A 16983-nucleotide genomic window follows, 5' to 3' on the forward strand; every position below is an offset into this window, starting at 1 on the left:
TACATATTCCGTTCTGTTGGCAGAAACAGTCACCCGAAATAGTTTGACCTTTTTATATGAGGGGAATTTATTTATTTTGATTAGCTTTCCCTGTTTTTCTTCAATTTCAGACCAAATTAACTGTTCAATAGGCTGATATTTTTTTTGACCTCCTGTATCATCAACCAGCCGGTTTTTTTTGAGCGGAACATAATAAATTTTCCCTAAATTATCAATCAAAGCCATTAGCTTTTGGGCTGCGTACCAACTATCCATAAGCACTTTCGCTACAGGAATCTTTTTTTTAAAGACGACATCATTCAGCATATCTGCTACATGATCTAGCTTGGTGTGACCATCCCCATCTGGATCGTAAATTCGATAATCAATCACTGAATAGGATCCGGTTTCAGGATTTACATAAATACAGCTTATTAAACCAATTCCTCGAATCACTCGATGTTCATTGCCGCTATATTGACGGCGGACAAGTTCAATTTTCGAGGAAAATCTTTTGTCGAGTACCGTATCATCAAAAACTAAACAAGCTTCGGGATGGCTCTGAAGTTCTGAATGCACTTTTTCCCAAATCACTTCGGGTGTTAAGTTTTCTGAATTCAAGTAACGATTAATTGTATCATGGCTAAACTCTTGAATATGTGCAGCAAAGTTAGTTAGAGTATAGTTGATTTGGCTACTCAGGAGATATTGGCAATAGTCTAGATAATTAATGCTCATATTTTTAGGCATGAATTCTGATGCCATTTTAACATTCATTATTATCCGTTTCGAGATTTCTTTTGGGCCAGCGATCGCTAACTCCTTAGTACGCTACATATAGCGTCACTGCGTAAGTCCTGGATAATTTAAGATTAAGCATGATTCCAATTTTACTATCCTAAAGCTCATCTATAGTCAATCCTATAAAAACAATCATGTTACCTGTAGAACAAGCAGAATCAATTATATTAAATTTAGTCCAACCTTTGGATGGTGAAATTGATCAAGAAAAGGTGGAAATAACTCAAGTTGCTGGTCGAATTTTAGCAAAATCCGTAGTAAGTTCTTTGGATTTTCCCCATTGGGATAATTCGGCAATGGATGGATATGCAGTCCGATATCAAGATGTTGCTGATGCTTCAATAGACAATCCTAAATTATTAGAAATCATTGAAGAAATTCCGGCTGGATCTGCACCTCAATCTACCATTGAAATGGGACAAGCGGCTCGAATTTTTACAGGTTCTTGTATTCCCAAAGGTGCGGATACTATTGTGATTCAGGAGGAAACAAAACGGGACGGAAATCAGGTTAAAATTTTATCTGCTCCCCAACCCCAGGCTTTTATTCGACATCAAGGATCATATTATAAAGCTGGAGAACCCCTGCTTACTCCGGGCATTCCTCTGGATGCTGCGGAGATTGCGGTGTTAGCGGCGGCACAGTGTACTCAGGTTCCGGTTTATCGACGGTTACGAGTGGCGTTATTATCAACGGGGGATGAATTAGTTACACCCGATACCCCTTTAAAACGGGGACAATTAGTAGACTCTAATCAGTATGCTTTAGCAACGGCGGTAAGGACTTTAGGGGCGGAAGCTATGGAATTGGGGGTGATTCCTGACCAAGTAAATGTGTTAAAAAAAGCCATTTCTCAAGCGATAGAAACAGCCGATATTGTGATCTCAACCGGGGGGGTTTCTGTGGGGGATTATGATTATGTTGAGGAAATTTTAACGGAATTAGGCGGAACTATTCATATCCAATCGGTGGCAATTAAACCGGGAAAACCTTTAACTGTTGCCAAGTTTCCCAATTGTTTATATTTTGGTTTACCCGGTAATCCTGTTTCTGCTTTAGTAACGTTTTGGCGGTTTGTCCAACCTGCGATTAAAAAACAATCAGGGTTATTATCTCAGTTTTGGGGGCCGGAATTTGTGAAGGCGCGATCGCGTCAAGAGTTAAAAGGAGGAGGAAAACGGGAAATTTATGTTTGGGGTCAATTATGGTTAGTCGATGGGGAATATGAATTTCAATTAGCACATGGAAGTCAAATTTCTGGCAATTTAATTAATTTGGCACAAACAACCGGGTTAGCGGTTTTACCAATAGGTCAATCTCAAATTAATCCGGGGGATACTATTAAGGTATTAAAAGTTCGTTGATTTGATTTATAGGTTTACAATAAAAAGAATTATTTCAAATATGCGACTATTAATATATGTAGAGACGTTATAAATAACGCCTCTACCAAACCTAACGTAAACCCAACCAAGTGAATAAATCTTGATGGGTAAAAAATTCTAATACAATTAATAGAACAAATCCCAACATGGCAAAACGGCCGTTAATTTGTTCGGCGTAACGAGTCCAACCCATGGCGGGTTCGGGTTGGGGGTTGGTTTGGGCTGGAGTGGAAGGTGTTTGAGAAGTCATGGTTGTTTTTCTAAGTCTTGAATTGATTGAATGAGCGATCGCACGGTTTTTGTCCCTTCAGAGGGTTCAAAAGTTAAGGGGAACTTACCCCGCATGAGCACCCGCATTCCCACGGGCCCTAAACTGAGTAACCCCTTAAGATCACGGAAATAATTCCCCACTACCATTACAGCAAATTTGCGTTCATCTACCCAACCTCCCTGTTTTACCAATTCCACTAAAACCTTGCGGTGGCGGATGGGACGGCTGGCGCTGGCATCTTTGCGTTCTAGGATTTCATGTTTAATTTTAGTAATCTGATCCATTGGGGCGACCTCCATCGGACAAACGGAGTTACAGTTAAAGCAACGGGTACAGCCCCAAACCCCATTGGTTCCTTCACTATACTGTTCCAGGCGTTGTTCGGTTTTGGCATCCCGGGAATCTCCTACCATCCGTTGCGCTTTGGCTAAGGCGTGGGGCCCGACAAAATCGGGGTTAACCTCTACGGCGTTGCACTCGGAGTAACAAGCTCCACAGAGGATACAGTTACCCATTTGCTCAAGTTGTGCCCGTTCTTCGGGGGTTTGCAGAAATTCCCGTTCAGGAATAGCCCGTCCGGCGGTACTGATATAGGGTTCAACCGCTTGCAAGTTATCCCAAAAACGGCTCATATCCACCACCAAATCTTTGATCACGGGTAAATTTCCCATGGGGGCAATGGTCATTTCTGGGATATCGTTTGAGGGGGTTTGACTGGAGTTCGCCTCGGCAATTTTTTGTAAACGGGCGACTTCACTGCCAATATTTTCCTTACAAGCTAACGCAGAACGGCCATTAATTCCCATGGAACAACTGCCACAAATGGTATTACGACAGTTTTTTCTAAAGGCTAAACTCCCGTCTTGTTCCCATTTAATTCGGTTAAGACAGTCTAATATAGTATTCCCTGGTTCGACATCGAGGAGATAACTTTGCACCTCCCTTGAGCTATTAGGACTTTGGCGGACAATATTAAACTTAACTCTCATATTTTTACAGTGATTAGTTAATTTCGTAGTGAGTCCTTTAGGACTCTCTTAGCCCTAAAGGGCTTACTACCTCTTAGCCCTTTAGGGCTTACTACTATTTTAGGGTAGCCATTGGGGATTAAATCCAAAAAAGGGTAATTCTTCAGGTTTAACTTGAGGTTTGGAACCATCTGTTGGTGTATCTATCATTAAGGGTAAAATCCAGATACGACTGGTTTTAATTCTATCTCCTCCTTGAGTTTTTGTAGATGGATTAGAATCATCAGATTCCCCTAGGCTAATAACAGTTTGATCAAAAAGTAAGGCTAATCCATCGGGAGACAAACTGATATTAATTTCTTGTTGGTTAGGTAAAATGACGAAGGGAACAACTTGTTTTGTTTTGATATCAATTGCTACAATATAGGGTTGTTCTTTATAGATTTCTGGATTATCTAAAACCTCAGTAATTAAACAATATAAAAGGCTATTACTGGGATCAAATTCAGCACTGATGATATTCCCAAACGGCGGTGTACGGTAAAGTTCTTGTTCTTGTCCTTGGTTATTGACAACAAATAGCGATCGGGTTCCATCGGGATTAAATTTTAACATTGCCGCCGCACTACCATCACCAGCAAATCCTAAAACTCGACCAAATTTTGGTAAAAATTCTAGGGGTTCAGCATTAGGTATTAAGGGTATAATGGTTGTTAAATCTGGCCCTTGAGCAATCACAAGAGATTGACTATCCGGGGCAATTAAGAAGTCTCCTCCTTGTATATTTAAGGGTTTAGGAGATTTTCCATTTTCAATTAACCAAGGACTGGCATCATTGGGATTTGTTTGACTGACTCGTTGAACGACAATAATTTTACCGTTTGGGGATAAATCAAATTTTAAATTTCGATAATATTTAGCATCTAAAATCTTTTCAATTTTGGCTGCGGATTGGGAGGGTAGGGGATTTTCCCCAGGAGATTGAGGATTAATTCCGGTTGTAACTGTATATAATTCTGGAGAAATTGTTCCTGGTTTTTGTTCGATTTTATTAATAGCAGAAAAAAGAATTTTATCCCCTTTAGGATAGATTTTAAAATCTAAAATAACTAAATCTTCAGGCGTTAAAATAATGGGTTTAGGTTCGTTTTCACTCAGATTGACTAAAACTAATTTTCCTTCTTGATTTCCCTGCACTCCAATATAAGCAAAGCCACGATCGCGACTTCTAAAAAAGCCAGTAAAGGGTTGAATTAATGTTCCTTGTTTATCACCATATAAATGATCTCTAGCCCCTTTTAGCTGCACACTGAAGGGGGTTCCATAGGGTACGGGTTCCGATAGGGTATAGGCCATCCGTCGTCCTGCCCAACTAATTTTACCAGGTAAAGGTGGCTCGATTTGAAAGTTTTTTTCTACACTTTCTCGATTCATGGGACGATTAAAATTAATTAAAAATCCCATATCTTCTGCCCCAATTTGTTTGTTTTGCCAACTAAATTCTTTGACTTGGGGGGTGGTGCGATCGCCTGTTAATAAAACCATTCCAATTAAGAAGGTTAAAAATATAATTAAAACCCAAGCGGCTTTATCTAAGGGTTCAACCCATTTTAATTGTTTAAACTTTGAGAAAGTATTGTTCATAGGATTGAGTATAATCAGCCCTGAATGGCTTACTACAGTTTAATAATCGTAGGGATTTTTGGGCGGGAGAATGGCTTTAACAGTTTGAGATTTTAAGGTTAATTTCCGTTGGTTATTAAAGGTTTCTGTAAACATTGTGCCTTCAATATCTAACCAAGAATCTTGAGGATATAATTCTCGCGATTTGCCTTCGGGAAGTAAAACCGGAATCCCCACGGGATAAGCGTCTGCCGCACAACAGGTGAGAATAAATCTTCCTAACCAAATATAATTGTTAGATAAATCTGGAGGATGGATCACAAACCCGGTGATTTTTGCCTTTTGACCTGTATAACTATCCGGTTCAGGATTAAGATTGAGTAATCGAATCCATTCAACTAAAGAGCGATTTTCCGGCTTAACCGCCGTCCTAAACTCTTGGGGTTGAGCGCGAGTTATGGGTAAAGATTCAGTTAAACCTCGTTGTAATGCCGTTTGCGCCCCGAAGGTTTGGGGAGTAATAAATAATCCCAAACAGGCGGTTATGATTAATAATAAACTACCCCAGCCCTTAGGAAATAAGCTGATATGTTGTACCGAAGGTGAAGAACTGACTAAGCTTTGTTGAATAATTTGTTTAGCTTTTAATCCTCCTAAAATAAGTAGTATAATACCTGCTGCGATCGACAAACCAAAATAGTTAGGATGGATCAGAATATAGAGTTTTCCACTAATCCAATATTTTAATAATAAAATCCCCCAAACGAACAGGGCAACTACATCTAACCAAGGGTTTTCTAAACCTGAGGAAAATCTATTGTAGAAGCGGGTTAGTCGTTGAGTCAGATGAGTCATATTGGGTGGAACTCCAAAGCCAAATTAACTGAAATTTAAGTTAACAATCAGGGTGAATAAAAAGGTTAACTGAAAGGCAAGAATCACCAGATAAAAAACCGCCCGAGCCTTAAAAACCGATAACATTAATCCCACGGTTTTAATATCAATCATCGGCCCAAATACTAAAAATGCTAACAGCGAGCCACTCGTAAATGCAGAGGAAAAAGACAGGGCAAAAAAGGAATCAACCGTTGAACAAATAGAAACAACTCCCGCTAACAATAACATCGCCAGAATCGACGTCACAGGACTTTGACCTAAATTTAGAATAAATTCCCGGGGAACTGCAACTTGGATCACAGCAGCGATAAAACTTCCTAGGACTAACACTCCCCCCAATTCTCGAAATTCCTGCACCATATTTTCTAACATTGAACCCCAACGTTCTGGGGTCGGGGTCAAGAATATTGTTTTCCAATGGGGAAGGGAAGGTTTAACACCAACAGATGCTTTTTGACGGGTTTTCAGCAGGTTTTGAGTTTTCCATGCGGGAATAGACTCTAGGCGAGTGGGTTGGGCTGACTCCCCTAAAAAATAGGTTCCCGACTGGAGTAGGGGAGAAACCAATATATCCGAGGGTGGGGGTTCAACTAGGTCAGCAATGGGTAAAGCTCGGGCGATCGCAGGTTGAACTAGGGGTCTTAAGTCCTTCTGCACACCAAATAACCAGCCTAAAGTTGTAGCAATGGTTAAGGAAAATAAAACCCTTAAAACCACGATTTCTGGCTGATCTCGGAAGGCGACCCAGGTTGACCAGATCACGATCGGATTAATAGTGGGGGCGGCAAATAAAAACCCAATGGCCACAGATGAGGGAACTCCCTGCAAAATTAAGCGCCGGGCTACCGGAACGTTCCCACATTCACACACTGGAAACAGAAACCCAACCAAACTCCCAGCAAATGCCCCTAACAGGGGATGGGGGGGAATATAAGACAAAAGTTTCTGTTCATCGACAAACCACAACAGCACACTGGAAAACAAAACCCCTAACATCAGAAAGGGGATCGCTTCTACCAGTAAGCTGAGAAATAGGGTAAAACCACTACTAAATTGATGGATGAATGTTGCTGGCATCCGTTACCTAGGGGAAGGACAAAACAATTCTGTGATCCAGGGGATCATTGAGACGATGGAAGTTGAGCGATTTACTGACTAGATTCCCTATCCAACTTAGCAGATCTTAGGCCTCGATTGCCAGAAGGGATTAAAAGTACGGCTATCGGATAGAACTTGGGTAAACCGCTTACGGTCAATTGTCAATCAATCGCTGACTTTGTTGCAATTCTTAATATTAATCATCTCTTGTTTGGGTATAGAGGTTGTTAGACTATATTGCATGGCAATTTTAACTCATTCATAAATTCAGCCTAACCTCAAGCGGGGTGACGGGCGAAATGTCCCGTGAACTCCTAACTTTAAGACACAACGCGATAAGAAAGAGATCCAACAGACATGGTAGATTCCCTGAAAAAACCCGCTTTTGACGAAATCCGACCTGGGGTAAAAAGCCCAGCGAAAGAAACCATTCTCACTCCTCGTTTCTATACGACGGATTTTGAGGAAATGGAGAAAATGGACATCTCCGTCAATGAGGAAGAACTCTTAGCCATTTTGGAAGAGTTTCGTGTAGACTACAACCGCCATCACTTTGTCCGAGATGCACAATTTGACCAATCCTGGGATCATATTGATGGAAATACCCGTGGTTTGTTCATCGAATTTTTAGAGCGTTCCTGCACCGCCGAATTTTCAGGTTTCCTGCTCTATAAAGAACTCAGCCGTCGTCTCAAGGGAAAAAGCCCGGTTTTGGCAGAGTGTTTTGAATTGATGTCTCGCGATGAAGCTCGTCATGCGGGTTTTCTGAATAAAGCGATGTCAGATTTTAACCTCTCCTTAGATTTGGGATTTTTGACCAAAAACCATCAATATACGTTTTTTAAACCCAAATTCATTTTTTACGCCACCTATTTGTCGGAAAAAATTGGGTATTGGCGCTACATCACGATTTATCGCCATTTAGAAGCGAATCCTGAAAACCGGATTTACCCAATTTTCCGTTTCTTTGAAAATTGGTGTCAGGACGAGAACCGTCATGGCGATTTCTTTGATGCCATCATGCAGTCTCAACCCCAAATGCTAAATGATTGGAAGGCGAAACTCTGGTGTCGTTTCTTCCTATTATCTGTGTTTGCAACGATGTATTTAAACGATTTACAACGGGCGGACTTTTACGCTTGTTTGGGTTTAAATGCGCGGGATTATGACATTCACGTCATTGAAAAAACCAATCAAAACGCAGGTCGTGTTTTCCCTGTGATGCTGGATGTAAATAATCCTGAGTTTTATAACCGATTGGATGTTTGCGTGAAGAATAACCAACAGTTGACGGCGATCACCAATTCTGGCAGTCCTAAATTCGTTCAGTTGTTCAAAAAACTGCCCTATTATCTGTCTAACGGATGGCAGTTAATTAAACTGTACTTCATGAAACCCATTGATCTGAGCGCGTCTCAAGGTGCTGTTTATTAAGAGTCACTCTCAAATCTAAATTAAGCGGAGGCGGTTCTGTAAACACAGAACCTCTTTTTTTTATCTGATAGGACTGACGCAGAATACCCAATTATACACCATCTGTAGGGGCGAACGGCCGTTCGCCCCTACTAGATATGGTTGTTTTGCGTAAGTCCTGTCTGATTATTTTGAGGGTGGAGTCTTTTTCCCCTATTCTCTGTTATGTTATAGCAATTAACCCCCGATTCATAAATGTTTGAAGCAGTTAGGAATCAACTTACCCGTATAGGGATTATTCAAGGTCTTTTTAAGTATTTAAAATCTGTTAATGTTTTTCCTGAATATGAAACTAATCTTAACCACTTGTCCTATGAACGATGGGTACATCATTTCCTGCTGGTGCGGTTACAGCTTGCATTTTTAGTAGGAATATGTATTTATTTTAGTGCAATTTTTATTAATTTTTTGCGTTTTTTTCTTTGGAAGGAACCTTTTTTCGATCAAAATTTGTATTTACAAATCTTCGCTTCTTTAGGATTATTAATTTGTTTAAGATTATTAAAAACCTCTTGGGGATATCAACATCTAAGCTGGCTATTTTTAGGGTTGGGAATTTCCCTCCAACTGAGTAAACAAATTATTCAAACGGTGCATGGAAATGTCAAGCCAGATTTATTTGGTTGGGTGTTAACCTTTGTCAGTCAAGCCACATTAATTCCGGTGCGGTTAATGTGGCATTTTACATCACAATTAATCATCTTAGGTTATTACTTTGGCATCAATAAATTATTCAATCATAAAATTATTCCTTCCAGCCACGATTCTTTAATGTTATTATTATTTTTATTCTGGACTTGTTTAATTTGTAACCTGTCTGTTTATCTTTATGAAAACTTACAACGAACTTGGTTTAACTCGCGACAGAAATTAGAGGAAGCCTATGAACAACTAGCGGTGACAGAAGCCAAATATCGCAGCATTTTTGAAAATTCCCTAGAGGGGTTATTTCAGTCCACTCCCGATGGACGTTTTATTAGTGCAAATCCAGCCCTGGCAAGAATCTATGGTTATTCATCCCCAGAAGATTTAATTCAAAATCTTTCTTCTATACCTGAGCAAATTTATGTTAACCCCGAACGTCGAGAAGAATTTGTTTGTCTAATGAATGAACAAGGAACAGTTTTAGAATTTGAATCTCAGGTTTATCGCTGTGATGGGAGTATTATTTGGATTTCTGAAAATGCTAGAGTGATTAGAGATTCAAAAGGAAAAATAATTGCTTATGAAGGAGATGTAAAAGATATTACTCAACGCAAATATTCTGAAGCAGAAATCAAAAAAGCCCTAGACCAAGAGAAGGAATTAAATCAGCTTAAATCTCGGTTTGTATCCATGATTTCCCACGAATTTCGCACGCCTTTAACGACTATTTTAGCATCAGCAGAAGCCTTAGAATATTATGGTCATAAATGGGACGCAGAAAAGAAATTAAACTATTTACAACGAATTCAAACCACAGTTAATCATCTGACAGAGCTATTAAATCAGGTATTAATAATTGGTCAAGGCGAAGCTCAAAAAATTCCATTTAAACCCAGTTTAATCAATTTAGAAAATTTTTGTTATGGGATAATTCAAGAAATGCAAATTGGAATAAAACAGAAACAACGCTTACATTTTATTCCCCCTGAACATCAGGTTTTAGATAGCTCCAAATTGCCAACTCAAGTTTATTTAGATGAAAGACTATTACGGCATATTTTATATAACTTAATTAGTAATGCGATTAAATACTCTCCGCAAGAGGGGAATATAGAATTAAAATTAAATTATAATCAAAATCAAGTGATTTTAAGCCTAAAAGATGAAGGCATAGGTATTCCCGAAGAAGACCAGCAACATTTATTTGAACCCTTCCATCGGGCTAAAAATGTGGGGGTGATTCCTGGAACGGGATTAGGGTTAACCATTGTCAAAAAATCCGTGGAGATTCAAGGAGGGATAATTCAAGTCCAGAGTAAAATTAACTCAGGGACAATAGTAACTGTTATTTTTCCCTTATCAACGGGAGAGCATCAATGATGAAAAAGATATTAGTGATTGAAGATGATCTAAATGTTCGATCTATTATTTTAGATATTCTCGAAGCTGAAGAATTTTTAGCCATTAGTGCAGAAGATGGAAAAATCGGCGTCAAACTGGCTAAAGAAATTCTACCGGATTTAATTATTTGTGATGTAATGATGCCCCAATTAGACGGGTATCAAGTGTTAGAAGAAATAAGAAATTATCAAGCTACAGCAACGATTCCTTTTATTTTTTTAACCGCTAAATCAACCCCAGATGACTTAAGGCAGGGCATGAATTTAGGGGCCGATGATTATTTAACCAAACCCTTTAGCCGTCAACATTTATTAGCCGCTATTCGCAGTCGGATTCAAAAACATCAAACCTTTGAACACAAAACCCAACAACGATTGAATGAGTTGCGTAATAATATTACCCTATCTCTACCCCATGAATTAAGAACACCGTTGAATGGAATTATCGGGACAACACAACTGTTAATGTCAGATTTTCAGGAAATGTCACCGGATGAAATTCAAGAGATGTTGGAAAATATTAGTATTTCTGCAACTCGCTTATATCGACTAACTTGTAATTTTCTCCTCTATGCCGATTTAGAATTATTAAGTCGAGATTCACAACGAATTAAATATTTTCCTAAAGGAATTATCTCAAATCCTGAAGTTTTAATTCAAGGTGTGATTGCCAATAAAATCCGAGAAAATAATCATAAATTTTGTTTTGAAATAGAAAAATCACCCCTGAATATTCCCGAAGAAATTTTTAATAAAATCATAGAAGAATTAATCGACAATGCAGTTAAATTCTCTGATATTGGTGATCCAATTCATATCAAAGGTCATAAAGTTATGAATGGTTATTGTCTGGAATTTATTAACTCAGGACGCGGAATGACCGCAGAACAAATTTCTAAAATAGGAGCATATCAGCAATTTGAACGGGATATTTATGAACAACAAGGCTCTGGACTAGGATTGATTCTGGTCAAGCGTCTAGTTCAGCTTTATCAAGGAGAGATAAACATTGAAAGTACCCCAGGGAAAACCACGATTGTCAAGGTTTTTTTATCGGTTATTCCTGATTAAAAATAACGTAATATGAAATCCTGAAATTAGTTTTATGGATAGGGAGGGAACACCGGAACACCGGAATTTTGAGGAGCAAGTTCTCGAATATCAATCCGAAACTCTCGCCAACCGCCTCGGCGCACAAAAATCAAAGAAATCCTCCGGCTAGGGCTCGATGTTGTTCAATGCTCCGCAAGTTTTCTAATTCCAGACAATCGAGATACTGAGCGGAGTCCTGGAAGTCAAAACACCGGGGAAAAATTTCCTAAGCTGTTCAGCCTCTTTAGGTTTGTTAATGGTGGTCACTTGAAAGGATGAAATCATGGGAGTGGATTTTGAAGGTTGATCCCAACAAAGAAAGCCACAGTCGCTAGTGTTTAGCAACCGTGGCTAGATCAGTTATCAGTTATCAGTTATTTCTCATGATAGCAGCGATCGCGAAATTTTTCTACCCTTTCGGATAAATACTCTGCTGCGGTTAACTCAAAGGTGTTCCTCCCCCAGACGCTCGATTTCACATACAATAAAAAGGAGATAAAATATATTTAGGCAAAATTGGTAATCTCAAGGTAGTTTGTTCCAGGGAATTACCCAGCAATCCAACATCTGTAACCCTGATTTGTTGAAGCAGATGGAATCCCCGTCCCTTCATGGCTAGGAGGATATCAGAGTATAGATAAAATCCCTGAAAAACTCCCACCATCAAAGGGGGTGAGGAAATCCGTAAACCGGAATCAACATAGCCTCTGTTGTCTTGCTCTCGTGAATTTTCCAGTTTCTATGTCCTCAAAAAAATAAGATGTAATTTATGTTTAAAAAATTGTTAAAACCCTTAGCTATTTTTAGCCTAGCTGCGGTTTTATTTTTCGGTCAAGTTGATGGTGTATTAGCCGCCAGAAGTGGCGGACGCATTGGAGGTGGTTCCTTTAGATCCTCTCCCAGTCGTAGCTATAGTCCCAGTCCTGGACGTTCTGGGGGCGGTTATTACGGCGGTGGCGGTTTTGGATTTCCCTTCCTCATCCCCTTCTTTGGGTTTGGTGGGGGCGGGTTATTTTCCCTGCTAATTTTTATGGCCGTCGCTGGGTTCATTTTCAACAGTATTCGCTCAGTCATGGGACAGGGACAGGGACAGGATGAACTGGGATACAGCAGTAACCCGACGGTTTCTGTCGCCCGTTTGCAAGTGGGGTTACTGGCCCAAGCCCGGAATTTACAGGGGGATTTAGATCGCATGGCCCAAACTGCCGATACGGGTTCGGCCGCGGGTCGCGCCCAGGTCTTACAGGAAGCCACCTTAGCCTTGTTACGCCATCCTGAATATTGGGCCTATGGGTCTTCGCAGTCGGAACAAACGGCCATGAATTCCGCCGAGGCAAAATTTAATCAATGGGCCTTAGCCGAACGCAGTAAATTTACTGAAGAAACCCTGTCTAATGTTAATAATCAGTTAATTGGTGGAATTGCTCCTTCCTTAACTGGAAATAATGCAACTTTAGTTAGTCAAATGGGAGATTTAACCGCAACGGAAAACGAATATATTGTGGTGACGTTGGTAGTTGGAACTTTAGGAAAAATTGAACTTCCTAAAGTGAATAGTCCTGAAACTTTACGTCAAGCATTAAGTCGTTTAGGTTCGGTTGGGAGTGAACAATTATTAGCTGTAGAAATTCTCTGGACACCTCAAGCCAGTGGAGATACTCTCAGCACTGATGATATGTTGGCATATTATCCCGATTTAAGCTTAGTTTAATCTTTAGGGTGGCTTATGCCACCTTTTTAATGATCATTTTTAAATGATTACAACCTCGGCGCGGATTGCTATAGCAGGGAACAGGGAACACCGCAGGAAAAGATTTCTCTGTTTAGGTTTGCTACATCAGTCTATGTCCTAATTACCAGGCGCGACTGCTATATAAAAATTATCAATGATTTTATTAATAATGTTGTTGCGCTTCAGCGCATTCTGGTTGTTGCCGATAAGTTTCAGTCCCGCAAGCGGGATTATTTTAATTGAAAGAATTTGCCCGGATTGCAACGGAACGGGCTATAAAAAAGTTTCAGTCCCGCAAGCGGGATTATTTTAATTGAAAGATAGTGTTAACAGGTGTCTACAATGTCTACACTATTAGTTTCAGTCCCGCAAGCGGGATTATTTTAATTGAAAGATCCCCACGAATTAAGGGGTAATGTCCATGATGATGGTTTCAGTCCCGCAAGCGGGATTATTTTAATTGAAAGAATGAGTCTATAAATAGGGAAGTATCCTTGGATATGTTTCAGTCCCGCAAGCGGGATTATTTTAATTGAAAGTCTGCCGTCTGAAACCTTTATGGGGCGGTGATTCTGAAGCCACTTTTCGTGAACCTCAAAAATTGCCTCATTTGGGCTCCCGTTATTGCAATAGACTATCAATAACTAACCGGACTCAAAAATATAAACTATTGATTTGTCAAGGTTCTAATGTTTTTCGTGAACCCCCCAGGTTTTAGCCCCCGCTTAGGCTCACGAAAATCATACAATTTATATTAAGTCCCCTGACCCCAATACACAAGTAAACGTTTTAATTCTTTACAATATGTACAGACCTATAATTGATAGTCTAATTCTTGACTGGTTAGCTGTATTTGGATATTTGAGTTTTCTATTGTTTGTGACCTGGAAAGTTGTAACCACCCCAAAGAAATCAGAATAATCCTGTTGATTTAAAAAAACCTCCTTTTTTTGGGTTGATTTGTTTAACTTCAACCCATTTAATTTTGATATAAAGGTAATATTAGGTATGTTTTAAGATGCGCTGAAGCGCAACAACGGGGGGAATGTTGCTAACCCCAAATATTGAAAGCCTTCCGGGGTAACTTGAAATCGACAGGGTAATACTTCCACCCCGGCTAAAATTGCTTCTCTCAACAGTTGACCATAAACCGGGTCGGCGGTATCTCCGGGGGCAAATTCTGTACAGTCTCCCCGATTAATAAAATATAACATAACTGCGCGATCGCCTTGTTTTACCACTTCAATTAATTCCTTTAAATGTTTCTGTCCTCTTTCGGTTACGGTATCGGGAAATAAGGCAATTTTTCCATCAGACCAAGTAGTATTTTTAACTTCCAAATAAATCGATTTATCTTCCCCTTTCAAGAGAAAATCCACCCGACTTTTTAAATTCATTCCATAGGGAACTTCTGGCTTAATTTCGCTATAATTTCCCAATTCAGGAAACAATCTTTCTGTTAAAGCTAAATTAATGATTTTATTCGGTAAAGCGGTATTAACTCCCGTCCAGGTTAACCCTTCCAGGGAGTCCACCTCCGAATTTAACTGAATTAACTCCCAAGTATAGGGATATTTGCGGGTTTTACTAGGGCTGTAGGACACCCTCACCGGGTTTCCTGGGATACAAACCCCGGTCATCGGCCCGGTATTGGGACAATGGGCGGTGATGACCTCCCCCGAGGTTAACTGAATATCGGCCAAAAATCGTTTATAGCGTTTGAGCAAAACCCCTGACTCCAGGGGCCCATAGCGATACAAATAGGAATCCATGAGCAATTAGGTTGAATAAGGGTCAATTCCGATTAAACTAGGGTTTGGATTTTAACCCCTGTAGATATTCCGTGTCAGAAGAACCTAAACGCTCCCGTTCATTAGTAGGAATTGCCACTATTGTTGCAGTGGCTACCCTAATTAGTAAAGTATTTGGCTTAATCCGTCAACAGGTAATGGCGGCGGCTTTTGGTGTGGGGCCTGCTATTGATGCCTATAATTTTGCTTATGTTATCCCCGGATTTTTATTAATTTTATTAGGCGGAATTAACGGCCCGTTTCATAGTGCCATTGTTAGTGCTTTAGCAAATAGAGAGCGCAAAGATGCCGAGGCTTTAGTGGAAACAGTTTCTACTTTAGTCGGCATGGTTTTACTGGTAGTAACGGTAGGATTAGTAATTTTTGCTACGCCATTAATTGATTTAATGGCTCCGGGTTTAAGTTCAACTCCCGAAGGTATAGCCACCCGAAATATTGCCATTGACCAGTTAAAAATTATGGCTCCAATGGCGTTATTTGCGGGATTAATTGGAATTGGATTTGGAACTCTTAATGCGGCGGATATGTATTGGTTACCGTCCATTAGTCCGTTATTTTCTAGTGCGGCTTTAATTTTAGGATTAGGGGTTTTAATTGGGATTTTAGGCGATGAGGTAGGTAGCCCTAAATATATGGTTTTAGGGGGTCAAGTTTTGGCTTGGGCAACCCTAGCGGGGGCGGTTTTACAATGGATTATTCAAGTTCCGGCGATGTGGAAATCGGGGTTAGGAACTTTAAGACTACGATTTAATTTTAAAATACCGGGATTAAGAGACGTGATGATAGTCATGTTACCCGCGACTTTATCATCAGGAATGTTACAAATTAATGTCTATACGGATTTGTTTTTTGCTTCTTATATTCCTCAAGCTGCCTCGGCTATGGGCTATGCTGGATTATTAGTTCAAACTCCTTTAGGAATCATTTCTAATATGATTTTGGTTCCGTTTTTACCTTTATTTGCCCGTTTAAGAGATCCTGAACAATGGCCGGAATTAAAAGATCGGATTCGTCAGGCTTTAATATTAACTGCTATTACGATGTTACCATTAAGTACATTAATGGTGGCGTTAGCCTTACCCACGGTAAGAATTGTTTACGAACGTTATGCGTTTAATTTAGCAGCATCGGAGTTTGTTGCTTCGGTTTTAGTTGCCTATTCCGTGGGGATGTTCTTTTATTTAGGACGGGATGTATTAGTTAGGGTATTTTATGGGTTAGGAGATGGACAGACTCCATTTAAAGTTAGTATTTTTAATATTTTCTTAAATGGGGTATTAGATTTTATTTTAGTTAAATCTTGGGGTGCACCGGGTTTAGTCTTCGCAACGGTTTTAGTCAATGTTGTTTCCATGGGGATGTTTTTATGGCTATTACATATAAAATTAAATGGTTTACCCTGGCGGGAATGGAGTTTACCGTTTTTGGGATTAACTTTTATTAGTCTAATTTCTGGGTTTGTCAGTTGGGGAACATTACAAGGATTAAGAATTTTAGCCCCCGGTGATAATTTTGGATTTTTATTACTGGAATTAGTGCTTCCGGGTACTATCGGTTTAATTGTTTTTATGATATTAATTCTATTTCTCAAATTACCGGAAGTGGATTTATTAGTCTCTCGAATTCGGCAACGGTTTCAAAGATAATTAGGAACAGGGAACAGGGAACAGGGAACAGGGAATAGGTAATAGGTAATAGGTAATAGGTAATAGGTAATGGGTAATAGGTAATGGGTAATAGGTAATAGGTAATAGGTAATAGGTAATAGGTAATAGGTAATAGGTAATAGGTAATAGGTAATAGGTAAT

At 39.6% G+C, this 16983-nt stretch carries 13 protein-coding genes and 1 CRISPR repeat array (1 of these 14 running past the window's edge); of the genes, 6 read left to right on the top strand and 7 right to left on the bottom strand.

What is annotated here, in order from left to right; translation table 11 throughout:
• Positions 1 to 717, bottom strand: partial view of an IS701 family transposase gene (locus tag PL9631_RS13450; RefSeq protein ID WP_083621207.1) — the 5' portion only. 297 nt of this gene lie to the left of the window's left edge; the window shows 717 of its 1014 coding nt (coding positions 1–717); its start codon is at positions 715 to 717; the stop codon falls past the left edge of the window.
• 197 nt (positions 718 to 914) lie between these two features.
• On the opposite strand from PL9631_RS13450, the gene PL9631_RS13455 reads away from it, so the two are divergent.
• Positions 915 to 2144 (top strand): molybdopterin molybdotransferase MoeA, encoded by a 1230-nt coding sequence (locus PL9631_RS13455; RefSeq protein ID WP_083621060.1) that lies wholly within the window; start codon positions 915 to 917, stop codon positions 2142 to 2144.
• A 91-nt stretch (positions 2145 to 2235) separates the two neighbouring features.
• Here the strand turns inward: PL9631_RS13455 and PL9631_RS13460 are convergent, their stop codons facing one another.
• The 5 genes from PL9631_RS13460 to PL9631_RS13480 all read right to left on the bottom strand — a co-directional run bounded on the left by PL9631_RS13460 (position 2236) and on the right by PL9631_RS13480 (position 7001).
• Positions 2236 to 2415: a chlorophyll a/b-binding protein gene (locus PL9631_RS13460; RefSeq protein ID WP_083621062.1), complete on the bottom strand. Its 180-nt coding sequence runs from the start codon at positions 2413 to 2415 to the stop codon at positions 2236 to 2238.
• Positions 2412 to 3425: a succinate dehydrogenase/fumarate reductase iron-sulfur subunit gene (locus tag PL9631_RS13465; RefSeq protein WP_083621064.1), complete on the bottom strand. Its 1014-nt coding sequence runs from the start codon at positions 3423 to 3425 to the stop codon at positions 2412 to 2414. Before PL9631_RS13465 ends, PL9631_RS13460 begins: the two co-directional genes overlap by 4 nt.
• 99 nt (positions 3426 to 3524) lie before the next feature.
• The gene (locus tag PL9631_RS13470) at positions 3525 to 5048 is read right to left on the bottom strand and encodes a hypothetical protein (protein ID WP_083621066.1); all 1524 of its coding nucleotides are present in this window, start codon (positions 5046 to 5048) and stop codon (positions 3525 to 3527) included.
• A gap of 39 nt (positions 5049 to 5087) precedes the next feature.
• Positions 5088 to 5882 carry a TIGR03943 family putative permease subunit gene (locus PL9631_RS13475; RefSeq protein ID WP_083621068.1) on the bottom strand — a complete coding sequence of 265 codons (795 nt, stop codon included), beginning with the start codon at positions 5880 to 5882 and terminating at the stop codon, positions 5088 to 5090.
• Positions 5883 to 5906: 24 nt separating this feature from the next.
• On the bottom strand, positions 5907 to 7001 hold the full coding sequence (locus tag PL9631_RS13480) for a permease (protein WP_083621069.1): 1095 nt from the start codon (positions 6999 to 7001) through the stop codon (positions 5907 to 5909).
• A 378-nt stretch (positions 7002 to 7379) separates the two neighbouring features.
• Between PL9631_RS13480 and acsF the strand changes: the two genes are divergently transcribed.
• The 4 genes from acsF (at position 7380) to PL9631_RS13500 (ending at position 13343) form a co-directional block, all read left to right on the top strand.
• Positions 7380 to 8456, top strand: coding sequence for a magnesium-protoporphyrin IX monomethyl ester (oxidative) cyclase (gene acsF / locus PL9631_RS13485; protein ID WP_083621071.1), 1077 nt, complete (start codon positions 7380 to 7382; stop codon positions 8454 to 8456).
• Between the two features lie 234 nt (positions 8457 to 8690).
• Positions 8691 to 10520 (top strand): PAS domain-containing sensor histidine kinase, encoded by a 1830-nt coding sequence (locus tag PL9631_RS13490; RefSeq protein ID WP_083621073.1) that lies wholly within the window; start codon positions 8691 to 8693, stop codon positions 10518 to 10520.
• Positions 10517 to 11611: a hybrid sensor histidine kinase/response regulator gene (locus PL9631_RS13495; protein ID WP_331281265.1), complete on the top strand. Its 1095-nt coding sequence runs from the start codon at positions 10517 to 10519 to the stop codon at positions 11609 to 11611. Before PL9631_RS13490 ends, PL9631_RS13495 begins: the two co-directional genes overlap by 4 nt.
• A 790-nt stretch (positions 11612 to 12401) precedes the next feature.
• A complete protein-coding gene (locus PL9631_RS13500) occupies positions 12402 to 13343 on the top strand; it encodes a DUF1517 domain-containing protein (RefSeq protein WP_083621077.1) in 942 nt (313 codons plus the stop codon).
• 230 nt (positions 13344 to 13573) lie between these two features.
• Positions 13574 to 13903: a CRISPR direct-repeat array (repeat unit 37 nt; unit sequence GTTTCAGTCCCGCAAGCGGGATTATTTTAATTGAAAG).
• 474 nt (positions 13904 to 14377) lie between these two features.
• On the opposite strand, the gene sfsA is transcribed toward PL9631_RS13500, so the two are convergent.
• On the bottom strand, positions 14378 to 15136 hold the full coding sequence (sfsA, locus tag PL9631_RS13505; protein WP_083621078.1) for a DNA/RNA nuclease SfsA: 759 nt from the start codon (positions 15134 to 15136) through the stop codon (positions 14378 to 14380).
• Positions 15137 to 15207: 71 nt separating this feature from the next.
• Here sfsA and murJ point away from each other — a divergent pair, with 71 nt between their 5' ends.
• Positions 15208 to 16821, top strand: coding sequence for a murein biosynthesis integral membrane protein MurJ (murJ, locus tag PL9631_RS13510; protein ID WP_083621080.1), 1614 nt, complete (start codon positions 15208 to 15210; stop codon positions 16819 to 16821).
• Positions 16822 to 16983 lie beyond the last annotated feature (162 nt).

The organism is Planktothrix paucivesiculata PCC 9631 (genome assembly GCF_900009265.2).
Lineage (GTDB): Bacteria > Cyanobacteriota > Cyanobacteriia > Cyanobacteriales > Microcoleaceae > Planktothrix > Planktothrix paucivesiculata.

What these genes read in the sequence shown, in the direction of transcription:
- acsF (WP_083621071.1), top strand. Translation starts at nt 7,380, where the DNA reads ATGGTAGATTCCCTGAAAAAACCCGCTTTTGACGAAATCCGACCTGGG.
- PL9631_RS13480 (WP_083621069.1), bottom strand. Translation starts at nt 7,001, where the DNA reads ATGCCAGCAACATTCATCCATCAATTTAGTAGTGGTTTTACCCTATTT.
- PL9631_RS13490 (WP_083621073.1), top strand. Translation starts at nt 8,691, where the DNA reads ATGTTTGAAGCAGTTAGGAATCAACTTACCCGTATAGGGATTATTCAA.
- PL9631_RS13455 (WP_083621060.1), top strand. Translation starts at nt 915, where the DNA reads ATGTTACCTGTAGAACAAGCAGAATCAATTATATTAAATTTAGTCCAA.
- PL9631_RS13495 (WP_331281265.1), top strand. Translation starts at nt 10,517, where the DNA reads ATGATGAAAAAGATATTAGTGATTGAAGATGATCTAAATGTTCGATCT.
- PL9631_RS13460 (WP_083621062.1), bottom strand. Translation starts at nt 2,415, where the DNA reads ATGACTTCTCAAACACCTTCCACTCCAGCCCAAACCAACCCCCAACCC.
- sfsA (WP_083621078.1), bottom strand. Translation starts at nt 15,136, where the DNA reads ATGGATTCCTATTTGTATCGCTATGGGCCCCTGGAGTCAGGGGTTTTG.
- PL9631_RS13500 (WP_083621077.1), top strand. Translation starts at nt 12,402, where the DNA reads ATGTTTAAAAAATTGTTAAAACCCTTAGCTATTTTTAGCCTAGCTGCG.
- PL9631_RS13465 (WP_083621064.1), bottom strand. Translation starts at nt 3,425, where the DNA reads ATGAGAGTTAAGTTTAATATTGTCCGCCAAAGTCCTAATAGCTCAAGG.
- PL9631_RS13475 (WP_083621068.1), bottom strand. Translation starts at nt 5,882, where the DNA reads ATGACTCATCTGACTCAACGACTAACCCGCTTCTACAATAGATTTTCC.
- PL9631_RS13470 (WP_083621066.1), bottom strand. Translation starts at nt 5,048, where the DNA reads ATGAACAATACTTTCTCAAAGTTTAAACAATTAAAATGGGTTGAACCC.